The sequence below is a fragment of the Clostridium sp. CS001 genome (genome assembly GCF_020443565.1).
GTDB lineage: Bacteria > Bacillota > Clostridia > Clostridiales > Clostridiaceae > Clostridium_AD.
The window spans coordinates 1-17817 of record NZ_JAIZZN010000027.1 but is presented as its reverse complement, the minus strand read 5'-3'; the positions used below and the strand labels follow the sequence as shown (position 1 = coordinate 17817).

The following is a 17817-nucleotide window of genomic DNA, read 5'->3' as shown; positions in this document are numbered from 1 at the left end:
TAATCACAAGTCTTTCCAAATTTAAATTTGTTTTTCATTCAACCACTCAGTAATATCTTCTATGATTGGATGCTTTATTCCATCTACATTTAGTTCCCTAACGCTATTAATAATACATGGCTTTTCAAATTTAATTCCATTTAATTTTTTCGAAATTTCAGTTATAAGTTCATAATCCATGGCATCAGAGTAGACTTTAGAATCTACAATATGTCCATCCTTGCAGTTTAAGCAAATTTCTATTTCACCCCAAGAAAATCTTTTTCGGAAGCTTATGTCAAAGCTTGGACTCTCACCATACCTCCACTGCCAGGATGAATATTTATTATATAGAGAATTAATTTCTTCTTCAAAGAGATTTATATCTGTTGCCTCACCCTTTCCTCCATATAACTTAATAAAGGTACTGTTTAAATTGCTTATTACTTGTTCTAACGTAATTGATCCATTTATTTCCTTCAAGTTTATTACTCTAGACTGCACGGATTCTACACCTTTAGATTGAATTTTCTCTTTAGAAACCTGAAGATACTCACTTAATTTTGAAAAGTCAGAATTTATAAGCAAGGTACCATGATGCAGAGCTGTATTTTTAGTATTGTAGAAAGCATTACCTGAAAACTTTTTACCCTTTACAGTAATGTCATTTCTTCCTGAAAACTCAGCTTCTATATCAATATTTTTCAAAGCTTCGATGATAACCTTTAACTGCTTTTCTAGGTCATATAGCTTTTTATCCATTATAAAGGTAAAATTTAGATTCCCTAAGTCATGATAAACTGCACCGCCACCTGATAATCGCCTTGCAAGTTTCCCGCCATTTTTCTCTAATTCACCACAATTACATTCTTTCCAACAGTTTTGGTTCTTTCCTACTACCACAGTATTATCATTTTGCCACAGGTATAATATTATCTCATTTTCTCTAACATGTGTTAGTAAAAGTTCTTCTAAAGCTAGATTATACCAAGGGTCAAAAGTTGAAGATGTTATTATGCTAGTAATTGTGTTATTATGCAAAATGGATAGCCCCGCCTTCTAAACACAGTGCAGATTCGTGAATTACCTCTGCTGTGGTAGGATGCGCATGTATAGTTTCAGTTATTTCTCTAGCAGTTAAGTTATTCTTAATGGCTAGAGTAAGCTCTGCAATTAAATCTGTGGCATGTAGCCCCACAATACTTGCACCAATTAATATCTTTGTATTTTTATTTCTTATAATTTTAATAAATCCATCACTTTCTCCATAGGATAATGCTTTCCCGTTAGCTGAAAATGGGAATTTACCTATTTCTACTTCCATTCCTTGAAGTTTTGCGGCCTTTTCACCTATACCCACCATGGCAATCTCAGGTTCTGTGAAAATCGCGCTAGGAACTACTGTATAATCCATATCACAAGGCTTACCCATTATATTATTTGCAGCGATAACCCCTTGGTGGGATGCTACATGAGCAAGTAATATAATATTTGTTACATCTCCAATGGCATATATATTGGAAACATTAGTTTGCATTTTTGAATTAACTTTAATTCCCCTTTTATTATTGTTTAATTCTATTCCTGCCCTTTCTAATCCAAGCCCATCTATGTATGGAGTTCTTCCTACAGATAAAAGCACTTTATTTGCTGATATATATTTATCTTTACCGTCCTGTATAAAATGTACTATGCATTCATTATTCTCAGCTTCAATAATTTCTTCTACCTTTGCAGTCGTATATAGTTTAATCCCCTTTTTTTCAGCACTTTTTTTATTTTCTTCACATATATCATCATCACAGCTTATAAGACATTGATCCATAAACTCAACCACTGAAACCTCCGAACCAAAGCTAGCATAAATATAGGCAAACTCCATGCCAATAACCCCGCCACCCACAATTACCAGTTTCTTTGGAATTTCTTTAAGAGAAAGAGCATCGTCACTATTAATTACATTTTTATTTTCAATACCCTTAATTGGTACTACTGCTGATTTTGAACCCGTAGCAATAATAATGTTCTTTGTTTTAATAGTAATTTCTTGTGTATTGCTTTTGGCTAATATAGTTTCATTATCAACAATTTCAGCAGTTCCATTTATAACTTTTATGTTGTTTTTATCCATTAAATACTGAATGCCTTGAACAAGTTGTGTTACAACCTTATCTTTTCTATCAATAACCTTTTCCATTCTAATGCCAATATTTTCAGCATAACATCCAAATTCCTCAGCCTTTTTCAATGTGTCGAAAACCTGCGCAGATCTAACTAAGGTTTTAGTAGGGATGCATCCCCAATTTAAACAAGTACCACCTATTTCTTCCTTTTCTATTAATATAACATTTGCTCCTAATTTAGCAGCCTGAATTGCAGCTACATATCCTCCTGGACCACCACCAATTATGGTAATGTCACTTTCCATTTCGAGTTTTACTGGCTTAATTAAATTTTTAAAGTAGTTAAAGGTATTGGGTGCGGTGCTTGAATTTCCAGTTTTAGCCGCTTGCTCTCCATTTATTTGTGCTAATACCTTATCTGCATTAACTGAGTCTCCTTCTTTCACATTAATACTTTCAATAGTCCCTTGTGCTTTCGAATTAATGGTACTTGCACCCTTTCCACTTTCCACCTCAAAAATCACATCGTTTAGCTTAACAGTATCGCCCACATTTTTTAAAATCTTAATTATTTTTGTTTGATCGTTTTTATTTAAAGAGTTTTCTAATTTAACCTCTATATTCATTTTTTTCCTCCCTTTTATAATAATTGGTAAGGTAGCTAGGCTACCTTACCAATTTTACAACAACTCTACTTTATTTATATTATTTATATTATTTATTAAAGTCGTTTCTGAATTCTTCAATAGAATCCTTAAGTAATGTTACACTATAAGCCATTGAAGGACCGCCACCAAAGGCAACAGAAACCATCGCAGCTTCCATTATTTCTTCTGGTGTTGCACCTGCCTCTAACGCTTTATAAACATGGAATACTATGCAGTATTCGCAGCGGTTGTAAGCTCCAATACCAACACTTATTAACTCCTTAGTCTTTGTATCTAATGCACCTGGTTTATATGTAGTACCAAGTAAATTCATAAATGCGCCTACATGTTCTCCGTTAGTTTGCCCTACTATTTCTAACCCACCCATAAAATCATTTAACATTTCTCTAACATTTTTAGCCATAATATTATTACCTCCTCAAATACTTGCTATGCTAATTATTAGTATAGCAAGTATTTGAGGTAAATGCAATACGTTATGATAAAAACTTCAACTAATATTTTTCATGAATTTTTCAAGCACTCTTTTGAATACTTCAACTTCCTCTTCTGTAATCCCAATTGAAAAAAATTCACTCATTTTTTGCCCTTCTGGTAAAAGTTCTTCAATTCTCTCTGTACCTTTTTGTGTTAGTTTAATATACTTTACTCTTCTATCTTCCTTATCTTTAGTTCTTTGAATTAGCCCCTCATCTTCCATTCTGTCTAAGAGTCTTGCAACAGTGGACTCTTTAGTGCCCATTCTTTCGCCTAACTCCTTTTGGCTCATATCACCATATTTCAACAGATAATACATAGCTATCCACTGAACTCTGGTTACACCAAATGGAATTAATCTTTCATTAAACATATTCGCCATTTTTTTAGATGTCTTACTATTTATAAAACACACACATGATTCAATATCAAACATTATAGCCTCCTAGTTTTTGCAAAAGTATATTTTCTTATTATTATATAAAACTTATTGCTTTTTAGCAATTTATATATAACTATCACTAACTTAACAAAAATTTAAAGCAACTGTTACCTTTGCTATAGTTCTTAATATAGGTATACTAAGATTACAGAAAAATTTCTAAAATTTTTTATAATATATTGAAGTGTTTTTTCTTTGGCAATCGTTATATTAAGTGTAAGGATAAAAAAGGGGTGATGATTATTCAAAAAGAAGAGTTTGCAAACTATATAAAACAGTATGAACGATTGATCATTACTATTTGTCTATCCTTTACAAATAATTACTTTGATGCAGAAGATTTAGCACAACAAACCTTTTTATCAGCTTACGTTAACTATAATAAATTTCAAAGGGAAAATTTTAAGTCTTGGCTTACAACTATAGCCGTAAATAAGTGTAAAGATTTTCTTAAGAGTCCTGCAAGAAATATTTATAGTATATCTGAAGAAGAGTATGAGAACATAAAAGATAAGGGCGATTCACCAGAAGACATTCTAATAAAAAAACATAGTAAGGAAAAGATATTTAGTTTATGTGAAAGGTTAAAAGATCCTTACAAAGCATTATCTATAAATTATTTCTGTAAAGATATTAAACTTTCAGATATGGCAAAAGATACAGGTCAAAGTTTAAAAACATTACAAACTCAGCTTTATAGGGCAAAGAAACTGTTGAAAGTTTTATGGAAGGAGGAGTTTATGTGAATAGTACACTATTTGAAGAAGATGGACATTTAACTAAAATATCATTAAAAGCCCTTAAAGAAGGTTATCTAAGCGATGATGAGTTAGTGTTAATATCAGAACATATGTGCATGTGTGCAAGATGTGCTGATTCTTTAGCTGATAGTTTTTGTGAGGATGAACTTGCTATAGCTCCTTTAGGCTTTCATGAGGAAATTCTAAGTAAAATAGAAAGAAAGAAAGAAAAGAATACGCAGTTTTTGTTTTATTCTCTTAGGGTTGCCATGGCAGCAAGTATCGCTTTAATATTTGTTTTTTCAAATGCACTAAATTTAATTGCAAATACAAAAATAGAGCCACTGAATATTGCTCCTATGAGTTTAAATACTACGAATACAATTAATAAAAGTCTTAATGACTTCTCTCAAAAAATAATTCATTTGGAGGTTTTTAATAATGAGAACGAAAAAAAGTAAATTTTTAACCTTTTGTTTTTCTATGTTACCTGGTGCAGGTCACATGTATATAGGTTTTATGAAGATGGGGCTATCCCTTATGGCAGCATTTTTCTTTGTAATATTTCTTTCTAGTTGGCTAAATATAGGTCCGCTAGTATTCATATTACCGCTAATTTGGTTCTATTCATTTTTCGACTGTATGAACAAACAATATTCAACAGATGAAGAATTTTTGCTTTTAGAGGATAATTATTTATTTTCCCTTGATGAAATAGTAAAAATAGATAAAGGTATTTTTAAAAAGCACAGATTATTTACTGGAATACTTCTATTACTTCTTGGAGTTTACTTAATATGGAACAATATTTTAAACAGTTTGTCTAGGTATCTTCCCAATGAAGTTTACAACGCAATCTATGCTATAACAAAAGTAGCACCACAGATAATTCTAGGTGTTGCCATAATTGCTGTAGGTGCAAAGCTCATTTCAGGCAAGAAAAAGGAGTTTGATACAAATGATTAAGGGACGCAGAGTAGGAACTTTTACCACCGGAATAGTCCTAGTTATGTTTGGAATATTATTCTTGTTACGTTTAACTCCTCTAAATATTAATTATTTAATGATTGCATCTTTTTGGCCTATTGTTTTAATATTTTTAGGAATTGAAATCATTGTATCATACTTAAAAAACAAAGAAGACACAATGAAATATGATTTTCCCGCTATACTTCTTATTGTAATGTTATCCTTATTTGCCATGGGCATGGGTTGTATGGAGTATGTAATTACTCATGTTTCACAATTTAGAGCCATGTTTTAGAAGGGTGAAATACAAATCACTATTAATGGCCAATTAACCAATTAAAATCAATTTCCATATAGCAATTTTTTTGAAACTAAATATTGTAATACTTCGTCTAATAATTAATATAAAGGTTTGGGCTTCCATTTGTGGTATAAAAATACCCCCATGAAAATCCTAAACTTACAAATTAAAGATTTAGGAGGTAGAATTTGTGATATTATCTTTTTTTACAATGAATAAAGTTTTGATTACTAACCTTTCCCTTAACATAAATCAGTCTGAATTCACTGAGTTTTATCCTATAATTTTTACCCTTCTTGCACTTATTGCTTCTTCTGGAGTTCTGAAGATTATCCAAAGAAAAAAAACTTCTAAATAAGTTTTGTTAGAGTATTCTTCAATGATTTGGTAGAAGATGGCAGACTTGAAGCTTCCAAAATGTTGTTAAAAACATAAGGCTATGTTCTTCAATCATTTTGAAGAACATAGCCTTTCATTGTAATATCTGACACTATCTCATATGGAATGCCATTATTAATGATAGCTCCCAACAAAATTATAAAATAATATCCGACAACTCAACTTGGAGACTCTCAACTTTAGTTTTTATCTTACTAGCAAATGACATATTGCCTTGCATTAATTCTGTTGCTGGAAGGACTACAATAAAGCTACTCCCCTCTCCGAATTTACTTTTAACATGTATATGCCCTTCATGCAATTCTACAATGGACTTCACTAAACTTAATCCAATTCCTGTACCTTCGGCATTTCTAGATAGTGATTTATCTACCTGTTTAAACCTCTCAAATATAATGTCTAAGTCATTATCTTCAATGCCTATACCATTATCCTTTACATATATCTCCACAGATTCACCTTTATCTTTAATTTCTACAAGGATTTCATCGCCGACTTCTGAAAATTTTATGGCATTGGATATAAGATTTAATATTATTCTAGCTATTTTTTCTGGATCACAAGCAATAATTTTTTCTTCAATATCCGTATCAAATATAATATTTATCCCTTTTACTTCAGTAAAGTTAGTTACAGACATCACTATTTCTTCCACGACTTCTACTATGTTATTGTTGGAGAGGTTTAATTCAAAGAACCCTGCTTGAATTTTTGATAAATCCACAATGTTATTAATTAATTTCGATAATCTATAAGAGTTTTGCTTAATTGAATTAATATACTTAGTAATGGATTCCTTCCTATGGTCTAATGAACCACTCTCGCAATACATATTAAGCAATTGAGCTGTTGAAAATATAATATTAAGTGGTGTTTTAAGTTCATGAGATATGTTAGCAAATATTTCCTCTTGAGACTTTAGTGCATTCTCCATTATTATGTTAGCCTTTATTTCAGATGTAACATCTATGGTTAACATTAATATTTCTTGAATTTCGCCATTTATATCCATCAGAGGTTCAAATATAAAATTCCAATATTCCTCATTTCCATTTATAAAATGCTTTCTCTTATTCAAATATTTAGTTTTCTTTTCTTCTAGTACTTCGCTAATACAAGTATAATACTCATCTAACGTATCTACATTAAAGAAATACTCAATTGTTTCTCCTTTTATTTGTTTTATTGATTTTACATTAGGTCTTAATAGCCCAATGATTTTAAATGCCTTTTTATTAATATCTACAACCTTTAAATCTGGGCAGGATAATCTAACAACAGGCAAATCAAAAGTATCTATAATTTTATCTAAAAGTTCAAATCTACTTCTTATTGTTTCTTCATGATTAATATAATTTGTCATGTCTCGACTACAAATCACTCCCAATGAAAACTCACCTTTACTGTCATAAATCGGCGTTCCGCTAACATCTAATTGAAGGGTTTTATTAGGTATCTTTAATGTCATTCTCATATTATTGAATTTTTCACCTCTAGCAACCCTAAGGGCTGGTATATCCTCACAATTGACTTTTTCTCCATTACTATCATAAATCTCACATTGTTTACACCCATGGCTGGCTTTATCCATATACTCATAATATAAGAACATGCCTTCTCTCGCAGCCTTGTTAATTAGTGTATACTCTCCTTTTTTATTAACAATAGCTATACCCTCAGATATATTTTCTATTATAGCTTCCAATTCTTTTTTTTGCTCTTCTAATTTTTCATTTTGTTGCTCTATCATCCTATTCTTTCTTCTTATCCCTTGGTTTTTTATAGCCATTTTTGTAACCTCAGTAGCAGTTATATATATATATTTCATATTTCCACTTTCAAATATAGGTGTTAAAACTATATCCCAATAAGATGTTCCATTATCAATATCATCCAATCTAAATTCCTTTATATACTTTGATTTCTGTGTTTCAATAACAATATCCCACATAGCTTGTAAATGACTTCCTCTAACTTTTGATACACATTCTTCAATTGATTTACCTATACTATTTTCCTCTTTATTAAAAGGATACTCCATGAAATCTAAATACCTTTGGTTAACCTTAAGTACTATTTCATCAGCTACACTGTAAATAGCCGCAGCAGATACATTTTCAATGAATGTTAGTTCTACAAATAGCAACTTGTCCCCAAGTCTCGAATTCTCCTTTTCAGTAAATGCATGCACTTTTCTATTTAATCCTTTATCGTAAACACATGATATATTAACTTCTCTTGGTTCTAGTAACTTCGTAAATATAAATGTCGAGTAATCACTCTCTATACTATCAATAAATACTTGTGAATTAAGCCTAATCATATCCCCTAGTTCTACAATTGACTTACCTACCAATTCATCCCATGAAAAACCTATGAAATCAATAAATTCATTATTAACCTCTGTTATTATACTATTACAAGAATACAACCTTGGTTTTGATATTCTTCTATTAATTAAGCATTCCATGATACGCCCCCCATTTTTAAGTAGATGTTGAAATTAGTTTACTGTGATAAAAAGTGTACATCTTTAAATGGATTTTAACATGTATATTTCTACATATTAACATATTTTATGTTAAATTTATATATTTTTCTTTTTTTATTAGTATATTTTTTACTTATTGAATTACCCTTAACTATAATAATAGTTGCTATTATTTTAAGTGCTCTGCAATCTATTTGAAAAATTACGCTAAAGTTGTATAATAGAAAAGTATTCTAATCATATTTTGGTATCACCGCTTTGCATATGAAATTTAAAAAGAATTGAAATAAAAGATTGGTAAGTTTTCGAAAGGAGCTGTTTAGAATGTCATCAATGACAAAAAAGCAACTTACTGTTTCATTAAAAAAATTAATGAGCAAATTGTCTTTAGATAAAATCACAGTGAAGGATATAGCTCTTGACTGCGGTGTCAATCGTCAAACCTTTTACTATCATTTTCAAGACATATATGAATTATTAGGCTATATTTTTAAAACAGAAGCTTTGGGTGCCATTAGAGACTACAAAACCTATGAAACTTGGCAGTTAGGATTTTTGAAAATCTTTAAATATGTAGAAGACAATAAAGCCTTTTGCTTAAGTACCTTTTGCTCATTAGGTCGAGACCACCTCGAACAATTTTTAAATGATGTGACATTTGATTTGCTATATAGCGTGGTAGAGGAGTTATCAAACTCTAACACCACTTCAAGGTCAGGTATTATATCAAAAGAAGATAAAATATTTATCGCAAACTTTTATACCTATGCCTTTGTTAGTCTATTACTGGCATGGTTAAAAAGTGGTGCAAAAGAAAATCCTGAGCACATTATAGATAAATTATCTAAGCTCATAGATGGTGACATAAGTCGAGCTATTGAAAAATATACACAGGTTTAACTACTTCCTTTCTTAATCAAATCAAGAATTAGGAGAAGATTTCCTTAGATTAATTGAGAAACACTTTCAAAATCAACTATTATTTTTAGAATAAGTAAAAGGCAGAATCCTCAAGGAATATTCTGCCTTTTGTTTTTATTATAAATATCGTATTCCTAATATACGTGTAATATAATCCTACACATTAGCCGTTGTACCTGGTACTGTACAGATAATTAATTCTATCTTACCAAATGGCAATTCTATTGGAAGTACATATGAAGGTGGTATTGTCTTTTCAAAAACCACTAACTGAGCTTCCATATCTAATTCTATTCCCATATTAGACATGCCTACAAGATACAGTCCATTATTTAAATTTAAAAATTCTCCTACAGAATCCTTTGTCATTTCATCCATAGAGGATAATTCTTCTTCTGCATATATAGATGCTAGTTTTATAAATACTTCTTCTTCTGCGTTAATATAAGTTTGTAAATTAATTAAATTTTTAATTCTTTGTGTTACTGCACATTTTGTTTTGTATTCTTCTACTTTCTTAATTTCATTTGTATAAACCTCTGAATCTATAAATCGAATTATATTTCGCATAAATAAAGAAATGTAGTGCTTTATTTCTATACTATATTCATCCTGCTGTATATCAATATAAACATTTATAATTTCATCTACGTCATCACTTTGCAATGCAAAAAATTGACACTCAGAGATGTCATAGTCTTTCTTATACTCATTAATTGCTTGTTCAAATTTTTCAAGAGACATATAGTTTTTATCCATTAAAGCTTGTGCTAGTAAAAGATGTCCAAAGCTTTGCGACGAAAGTAATTCCTCTATTTGCTCCTCTTTTAAATATCCCGCTTCAACAGCAAGCTCTCCAAATCTTTTATCAACCTTTGTTTGCATTTCATTTACTAGTTTAGCCTGCTGAGAATTCATATATCCTGCATTTACAGCTAACACTCCTAATTTTAGTCGAACTGATTGTTGATATTCTAGTGCAGTCTTTAATTGAGACAAAGTTAAGTACTCTTTCTTTAATAAGTATTGACCAAAATACTGACTAAACACAGCTTCACACTCCTATCCTATTTTTGATTAACAAGAATCTTATTTATTTCTTGCTTTTCCCAAGGTTTTTGCACAAATTCAAATGCCCCTGCTTTTATTGCTTGTTTTACGTGTTCTTTTGTGCCAGCGGAAGAAGCCATTACTATCTTTGCATTTTTATCAAATTCTATTATTTCCTTAACTGCTTCAATTCCATTTTTACCTGGCATAATTATATCCATGAATACCAAATCTGGACTATTTTCTTTGTATAAATTTATTGCTGTTTGTCCATCATTTGCTTCTATGATATTATTGTATCCACAATCTTTTAATAATTCTTTTAACTTTTTTCTTACTAACATAGAATCGTCACATATTAATATTTTGATTAAACCTTCTTCCATTTTAATTCCCCCCCATAACTTTAAGATGCAAGATTGATACTGCTATATTTCTTACGCATAATTCATTAAATTGCATCTTATTATACTTTCGGCATATTTCTAAAAAAACCTTTTTTTCTTGTATTTTTTTCTAATTAACAAAATAAATTATTTCATTATTAACTAGTAAATTCATTTATAAAGAATGCTTTTACGCATTGAAGAATTACAATTATAAAAATAGCAATTAAAAAAAAATGATATGTAACTAATACTTCAAGTTGTTTTGAAAAAATAACTACTATAGCTATCAAATTTAATATGGTAACCTTAATTGCAGGTTTTAATAAATTATTGTTTATTTTCTTAATGTAACAAATTATTAACAAAATACTGATGATTATAACGCCTAAAATTAACATTAATTTAAACGTAAATATTAATCCAGGTGTAAATATTTCTCTAGAAAATAACATCTTTTTAAAAATCAAATATCTCTTTACTCCCATTTTTTTATCTGACAAATATTGTAATACAGTGGGAATAATCAATATAATCATCTGCAAGGTAGTAATCACATTTCTAATTATTGTTTTTACTACTCGATTTTTCATGTTTAAATCACCTAGCTTCCCTTGAATTTATTATTGAATTAACTGATAACGTATAAAGTTAACGCACAAAGGTCCACATTGTAAATATGACCCTTTGTGCGTTAATGATAATTATTTCTTTGGCTGGCCTATTTCTATGGGATTTGCCGAATTTCCAGTGTTTCCACTCCATTCATTCCAACCACCATCGTAAAGGGATATATTTTTAAGTCCCATAACATCGGCATAGATTAAAACCTGTGCTGCTCTCCAACCTGTTCCACAGAAAAAAGATAATCTTTGCTGCGGTGTGATACCATATTCTTTCCACATCGCAATAATTTCATCTTGATTACGCATTGTATTATCTATGTTTGTATAGTCATTTAAACTACTGTTATCTACGCCTGCGTGTCCCCAAACCGAACCTGCTGGACGCCCCATTGGTTTTATATAATCATATCCAGAAGTTTTACCTATATGCTCATCCCAGCTTCTTATATCAACCAATTTACTATCATCTTTGTCTGCTATTATTTCTTTAGCCTGTGCTAAATCAACAATATATCCTTTATTAACAGGAACTATTGCACCAAATGTAGCTACTGGAGATCTTGGGTTTGATGTTTTTTCTAATTCATACCCTGCTGCCGTCCACTTTGTAAGACCACCATTTAATACTCTAACATCCTTAACGCCCATGTATTTTAATATTGCAGCTATTCTGAAAGCAGGCATTGAATCTGTTCCGTATAATACTACAGTAGTATCCGTTGTTATTCCGTTACTTTCAGCAAACTTTTGTAACTTTTCATCAGAAATACGATTCCATAGCGGCCCCTCTTCTACACTATCAGTGTTGAGATGAACTGCACCTTTTATATGTCCAACTTTTAAATAATCTGGCGAGTCTTTTTCTTCTCCCCAACTTGCTTCAAATACCTTAAATTCTTTCCCACTAAATGTATCCGGTTTCTTTCCTTCTATCAAGTCTTTAACCCATGATGTTGAAACTAACATTTCATAGTTTTCATAAGCGGTCATTGGAAGACTTTCATCCTTAGCCCACTCTTTAATATCATATGTATATAAATTTTTGAAACCCTTTTGTGATAAAAAAGTTGCAACTTCATTTGCATCTTTTCCATTTGCATCGTAAATAACTACGTTCTTTTCATTAGTTATTCCTTTTGTTTTTAAAGCTTCCTCTATTCTTGTGGTTTTATTCTTATCTTCAACTTTTAACCAGGCCGCTGAAAAATCTGTTGCTCCTATTATATGTCCCCCTCTTTTTACCTCGTCAAGTTTCCATCCATTGAAAGCATCATTCTCTCTTGCATCTACTACTACCCAATCACTCTTCTTTAAATTTCCCTGTAAATCTTTCGTATTTATTACTTTAATACCCGATTCAACAGTCTTGGTTGATGTTTCATCTTTTGTACTTGAGCATCCAATAAAAGATACCGCAGTAATAATCGTAATAAGTGCAGCTATGGTAATTCTAGTTGTTTTTTTCATAATAATACCTCCATCTTCTTCAAGAAAAATCTTATCACATAATTACATAAGTCGCAATCGATATACCCGATAGATATTAGCATTCCCATTTGAATTTCCTATAATGAATTAGGTACCAAACGCCCCAATCTTCTTAATCTAAAGCAAAAAAATCTAGCATTTATCTATCATGCTAGATTTCATCATTTAAAAAAGCTGTTTAATTTTATAAACTTTAACGTACATTCGGATTTCTTAAAAAAACTTTGTTTCGCCCTCCATTTTTAGCTTTATAAAGTTCTTCGTCTGCAATTAAATACATATCATTAGAGCTATTAAAATCTGATATGCATCCATATACTCCACCTATACTAATAGTTACTGGATAACAATTAGTATTCCAAATGTAACTAAGACCAATTTTTTCAACAGAACTGCGAAGTAACTCTGAAAGCTCTAAAGCGCCTTTATACCCAGTATCTTTAATAAAACACACGAATTCTTCTCCACCAAATCTTCCAAGTATTCCTTGCCTTTCACCAAAGACACTGTTTAAACAATCCGCAATTTTTTTAAGACAACTATCTCCTTCAAGATGCCCATAACAATCATTATACCGTTTGAAATAATCAATATCTATCATTAATAGTGCTGAACCTGGTGGCGCTATTTCGCGTTCCTTCCACACTTTATTAAGATAACTGTTAACCCCTCTCCTATTTGGAACATTAGTAAGTTCATCAGAAATTGCCTCTTCATTTAAGTTTTTATTTGCTTTTTTCATTACATCCAATAGTGCATTTTTATTACCAATGTCCTTCTCCAATTGTTTGTTTAACTTTGTAATTTTTTGTACTTCCTCTTCACTAAATAGTTTACTTAGCTCAATTTTTATTATTTCAAGTTTATGTGAGATAACCGTAGTTTCTATTTCCTGTTCCACTAAATGATATTTTTTATAAAACACAAGCGATTCTTTAAAATCTTCTTTTCTTTCATAGAATTCAGTTAAAATCTTATACAACTGACATAATTTCTTTCTTGCATTTATCTGTTGTGCATATTTAATAGCTTTATGGATATAAGCTAAGAAACTTTCCTCATGCTCAATCATATCAAGATTCCCAAGGTTTATCAGAACATCTATTGTAAAAAACTTATTTTCTATCTCCTCTAACTTCGCAAGAGCACTATTAAAACATTCCCTTGCTTTATCATATTTCTTCTGGATAAAATAAACTTTTCCTAAACTATTTTCAACATCTGAAAGCGCAGTAATATCATTATGTTTAATTAAAATGTCGTAACTCTTTTTATAACATTTGAAGCTATATGCATAATCCTTATTTATAAAATATATCTCTCCCATATTCTCTAATATAACTGCTATGTTGTTGATATAATTGTATTTTTCGCATAATGTTAATGCTTTTCTGTAAGCAATTAGTGACTCCTCAAAATTGCCTACTTCTTTATATACTTCACCTATATTATTAAATACCCTAGTAATTATAAGGTACTCATCTGTATCTTCTAATAAATGCAATGCTTTTAAAAAATTCTCAAGTGCTAACTCGTACATTGCATTGTAAAAATGTACAACACCTATAAGATTTAAGGCTTCCGCTAGATCTATTGGGTTATTATAAGTCTTAAATATCTTAAGAGCATCTAACGCATAATTAAAACATTCACTGATCTTTGTCATTGATCTACAGGCTAATGCCATGGCAAAAAGTGCATAACCTTCTTCTAGTTTTAACCTATTTTTCTTTGCAGTATTGTAGGCCTCTACACCCATATTAAAAGCAAGTATTGGTTGCTTAAATGATATATTCCTCGCTTCCTTAATTTTACTCATTACAATTTCTGAAATATCCATAATAAGTTTCCTCCACTATATATAATCATTACTTGATAAGTATACATTTATTATTCTAAACTTTCTACCTTTTTCCTTTATATTTAAAAATCAAACCATAAAACTTAATTATTTTGTCCTTATTTGTTTTTAAAACTTAAAAAGTAAATAATAAGGCGTTGCAAAATGCAAAAGATGATTTCTGCATACACAAAAATCATCTCCAAAATTCATTAAATATAACTTATTATAATTCTATATACTCAAGATACTACCTAACTTCTATTATTCTCATACTTCTGACCCAAAAATGGCTACATTTTGATTGTCCAAAACAAATGCACCATTTTCCCATTTTAAAGTATTCAAAACATAGCCTAAAGAATCTGCATTGTATCTTCCAGCTATTTTTTGATATGCCAATAGTTCATATACTTTATTTGAATCAAAGTCTACAGGATATAATCCGCTTAGTGGATTTACAAACCCTTGAATTGGATTTTTTAGTTTTCCATTCTCATCATATATTTCATTTAAATAATCTAATTCTCTATTTGATATATCTATAATATATCTTTCATTATTCTTTATACTGATAACTTCAACTTTGTAGCTGTCTTTATAAGTAATATTGTATTGGTATTCATCGTTATATACATTAAAATCAAACAGTAACCGTGGTACATTATTAATAAATGAATATATATAGTAGTACATTATACCTCCACTACCACCCGTGTTAATGCCAATTAAGATATCATCTACACCATCTCCTGTAAAATCTCCTAAAAATAATGTAGGATTATATCCTGCATTTTCACCAAGCATTATTTTTGTAAACTCCCCTGTTATTCCATGCTGTATCATAAGTGTTATATTTTGAATAAATGGACTGCTGGTTGTTTTTATACCAATTAAATATATATTATCAGGTATTCCATCACCATTTACATCTCCCCTTGCCGAAGATACAGTGCTAGGGTATTTCATATTAGATCTAAAATAAAAGTTATGCATAATTACTCCTTTATATTATAAGCTTTATATAATATATTATGAACTAAGTATCAAATGTATAACATTTCTAAGAACTTTATAATATAACTTAATGAGAAGAACAAATCATAATTATTCTTTTAAATAAGCTTATTTATTACAGTTTGCTCTAATTTGTATTTGCTATTTTTATATCTTTCAAGCTCACTATTAAATTTCTCATACTGAGATAATGTATCTTTGTGTGCCTTTTCTCTAACAATATCAAGTTCATCAAAGTTATTCTTTACTATTTCAACCAGACTACTATCAATTTCATAAGAATCAGCCATTCCAGTCAAAATGCTTATTGTTTCCCCTTTTGACATTGGCTCTCTATAAGGTCTTTTTTCTCTTATAGCGGTGAATATATCTGCAACTGCTATAATCCTTGAACCCAAAGGAATTTCCTCACCCTTAAATCCAAAGGGATAACCTTTTCCATTTAACTTTTCATGGTGAAGCGCACCCCATATTCTAATGGTTTCAAACCCACTAACATTTTCTAAAACCCTATTAGAATGATAAGCATGTGTTCTCATTAATTGAAATTCTTCTTTTGATAGTGGACCCGTTTTTTCAAGTATTTCAGTTGGTATAGCTAATTTTCCTAGATCATGAATGTAACCTGCATATTTTATAAGCTTAGTCTCACTTTTAGTAAAACCAACATATTTAGCAATAAGCTCCGCACAAGCAGCTACAGATGATGAATGCGATGCGGTAAATCGGCTTTTAAAATCAACTAACCGACTCATAAATATCATAAGCTCTTCAAAGTCACTATGGCTAAAATCAACAAAATCATTGTTAATCTTTTGTGCAATAAAGTTTGGTGGGTTAAGATACTTCGTACCTAACCAAAAACTATCTTTCCTAGACATCTCCATGAACGCATCAACTACTTCTGGATGAAATGCATCTCCTTTTCTTTCACATATTTTCTCACGTATTCCATCAGCAGAACTTAGAATGTTTTTATCTTTTTCTTTAATTAGTATAGAAACACGGTCAGCTAAATTTAATATATGGCTTCCAAATGGAATCTTTTCGCCCTTAACTCCAACACAATCTCCATTTAACCAGCTATCATGATGATAGCGGATAATTTGAGAAATTCCTAAACATGGTTTTAATCCGTTTAATAATAGATACCCTCTTTCGGCATGAGAATCTGAATCCTTATAGTCAAATTCAGTAGGTGCAAGTCTTTCTATAAGTGTTAATCCTCCGATATCGTGCAGTGAACCAGCAATTTCTATTTTAATCTGTTCATTACTAGATAATCCTAACTGTTTCGCTAAAGAATAGGAGATATATGCTACTAATTTATGATGATTAGATACAACTGGACTTATTAGGTCTATTGTTTCAGTTATGCTAACTACTAATTCTGAAAATTGAAACGTTAAATTCATCATATGAAAACCTTCCTTTTATACTTAATACTTTTAATAAGTTATTATTACTCTTTATTTATTATTCATATTATACTATTATGTGCGTATTTTTGACAAGAACTTCCGTTTATTATTCCTTATTTTGAGTGTTTCGTAGTATCAAAAAAATAATAAAAAACGTTGTATAAAATACAACGTTTTTTTAACCTGGCGACAACCTACTCTCCCACAAGGCTACCCCTGCAGTACCATCGGCGCATTGAAGCTTAACCTACCTGTTCGGTATGGGAAGGGGTGTTACCTTCATACCATAATCACCAGATGAGAATATAAATATTCTCTGAAAATTGCACAGTGAATGTTTCTTCTTACGAAGATTTCGCATTATTTCTATTTAATTAAGGTCAAGCCCTCGACTTATTAGTATTAGTCAGCTGAACATGTTACCATGCTTACACCTCTAACCTATCAACCTGGTGTTCTTCCAGGAGTCTTACTCACAT

Annotated in this window: 18 protein-coding genes and 2 rRNA genes; 6 read left to right on the top strand and 14 right to left on the bottom strand. The window is 30.5% G+C overall.

The genetic code is table 11. The features are described from left to right. Positions 1-21: 21 nt before the first annotated feature. The 4 genes from LGK97_RS15475 to LGK97_RS15460 form a co-directional block, all read right to left on the bottom strand. Entirely contained in the window at positions 22-1020 is a 999-nt protein-coding gene (locus tag LGK97_RS15475; protein ID WP_226260652.1) for a lipoate--protein ligase, read from the bottom strand. Then, on the bottom strand, positions 1013-2728 hold the full coding sequence (gene lpdA / locus LGK97_RS15470) for a dihydrolipoyl dehydrogenase (protein WP_226260651.1): 1716 nt from the start codon (positions 2726-2728) through the stop codon (positions 1013-1015). Before lpdA ends, LGK97_RS15475 begins: the two co-directional genes overlap by 8 nt. Positions 2729-2816: 88 nt before the next feature. After that, positions 2817-3173, bottom strand: coding sequence for a carboxymuconolactone decarboxylase family protein (locus LGK97_RS15465; RefSeq protein ID WP_226260650.1), 357 nt, complete (start codon positions 3171-3173; stop codon positions 2817-2819). A gap of 87 nt (positions 3174-3260) precedes the next feature. Beyond that, a complete protein-coding gene (locus LGK97_RS15460; RefSeq protein ID WP_226260649.1) occupies positions 3261-3683 on the bottom strand; it encodes a MarR family winged helix-turn-helix transcriptional regulator in 423 nt (140 codons plus the stop codon). 239 nt (positions 3684-3922) lie between these two features. Here LGK97_RS15460 and LGK97_RS15455 point away from each other — a divergent pair, with 239 nt between their 5' ends. From LGK97_RS15455 to LGK97_RS15435, 5 genes are all read left to right on the top strand, one after another. Continuing rightward, a complete protein-coding gene (locus LGK97_RS15455; protein WP_226260648.1) occupies positions 3923-4435 on the top strand; it encodes an RNA polymerase sigma factor in 513 nt (170 codons plus the stop codon). After that, the gene (locus tag LGK97_RS15450) at positions 4432-4890 is read left to right on the top strand and encodes a hypothetical protein (protein ID WP_226260647.1); all 459 of its coding nucleotides are present in this window, start codon (positions 4432-4434) and stop codon (positions 4888-4890) included. Before LGK97_RS15455 ends, LGK97_RS15450 begins: the two co-directional genes overlap by 4 nt. Beyond that, complete coding sequence (locus LGK97_RS15445; protein WP_226260646.1) at positions 4871-5395, top strand: hypothetical protein; 525 nt, start codon at positions 4871-4873, stop codon at positions 5393-5395. Before LGK97_RS15450 ends, LGK97_RS15445 begins: the two co-directional genes overlap by 20 nt. Next, positions 5388-5693, top strand: a complete 306-nt coding sequence (locus LGK97_RS15440) for a LiaF transmembrane domain-containing protein (protein ID WP_226260645.1) — start codon at positions 5388-5390, stop codon at positions 5691-5693. The genes LGK97_RS15445 and LGK97_RS15440 overlap by 8 nt, the downstream gene beginning before the upstream one ends. Before the next feature lie 196 nt (positions 5694-5889). Then, entirely contained in the window at positions 5890-6057 is a 168-nt protein-coding gene (locus LGK97_RS15435) for a hypothetical protein (protein ID WP_226260644.1), read from the top strand. A gap of 177 nt (positions 6058-6234) precedes the next feature. On the opposite strand, the gene LGK97_RS15430 is transcribed toward LGK97_RS15435, so the two are convergent. Then, positions 6235-8568: a PAS domain-containing sensor histidine kinase gene (locus tag LGK97_RS15430; protein WP_226260643.1), complete on the bottom strand. Its 2334-nt coding sequence runs from the start codon at positions 8566-8568 to the stop codon at positions 6235-6237. Between the two features lie 345 nt (positions 8569-8913). On the opposite strand from LGK97_RS15430, the gene LGK97_RS15425 reads away from it, so the two are divergent. Continuing rightward, a complete protein-coding gene (locus LGK97_RS15425; protein WP_226260642.1) occupies positions 8914-9489 on the top strand; it encodes a TetR/AcrR family transcriptional regulator in 576 nt (191 codons plus the stop codon). 177 nt (positions 9490-9666) lie between these two features. Here the strand turns inward: LGK97_RS15425 and LGK97_RS15420 are convergent, their stop codons facing one another. The 9 genes from LGK97_RS15420 to LGK97_RS15380 all read right to left on the bottom strand — a co-directional run. Continuing rightward, positions 9667-10560 carry a hypothetical protein gene (locus LGK97_RS15420; protein WP_226260641.1) on the bottom strand — a complete coding sequence of 298 codons (894 nt, stop codon included), beginning with the start codon at positions 10558-10560 and terminating at the stop codon, positions 9667-9669. Between the two features lie 17 nt (positions 10561-10577). Continuing rightward, positions 10578-10946 carry a response regulator gene (locus tag LGK97_RS15415; protein WP_226260640.1) on the bottom strand — a complete coding sequence of 123 codons (369 nt, stop codon included), beginning with the start codon at positions 10944-10946 and terminating at the stop codon, positions 10578-10580. 158 nt (positions 10947-11104) lie between these two features. After that, on the bottom strand, positions 11105-11539 hold the full coding sequence (locus LGK97_RS15410) for a hypothetical protein (RefSeq protein ID WP_226260639.1): 435 nt from the start codon (positions 11537-11539) through the stop codon (positions 11105-11107). A 111-nt stretch (positions 11540-11650) separates the two neighbouring features. Then, entirely contained in the window at positions 11651-13039 is a 1389-nt protein-coding gene (locus LGK97_RS15405) for a sulfurtransferase (protein ID WP_226260638.1), read from the bottom strand. 214 nt (positions 13040-13253) lie between these two features. After that, complete coding sequence (locus LGK97_RS15400; protein WP_226260637.1) at positions 13254-14900, bottom strand: tetratricopeptide repeat-containing diguanylate cyclase; 1647 nt, start codon at positions 14898-14900, stop codon at positions 13254-13256. Positions 14901-15170: 270 nt separating this feature from the next. Next, complete coding sequence (locus tag LGK97_RS15395) at positions 15171-15896, bottom strand: FG-GAP-like repeat-containing protein (RefSeq protein ID WP_226260636.1); 726 nt, start codon at positions 15894-15896, stop codon at positions 15171-15173. A gap of 119 nt (positions 15897-16015) precedes the next feature. After that, a complete protein-coding gene (locus LGK97_RS15390) occupies positions 16016-17335 on the bottom strand; it encodes an HD-GYP domain-containing protein (protein ID WP_226260635.1) in 1320 nt (439 codons plus the stop codon). Positions 17336-17519: 184 nt separating this feature from the next. Beyond that, positions 17520-17636, bottom strand: a 5S ribosomal RNA gene (gene rrf, locus LGK97_RS15385). Positions 17637-17714: 78 nt separating this feature from the next. Then, positions 17715-17817: ribosomal RNA gene (locus LGK97_RS15380) — 23S ribosomal RNA — on the bottom strand; the annotation flags it as partial.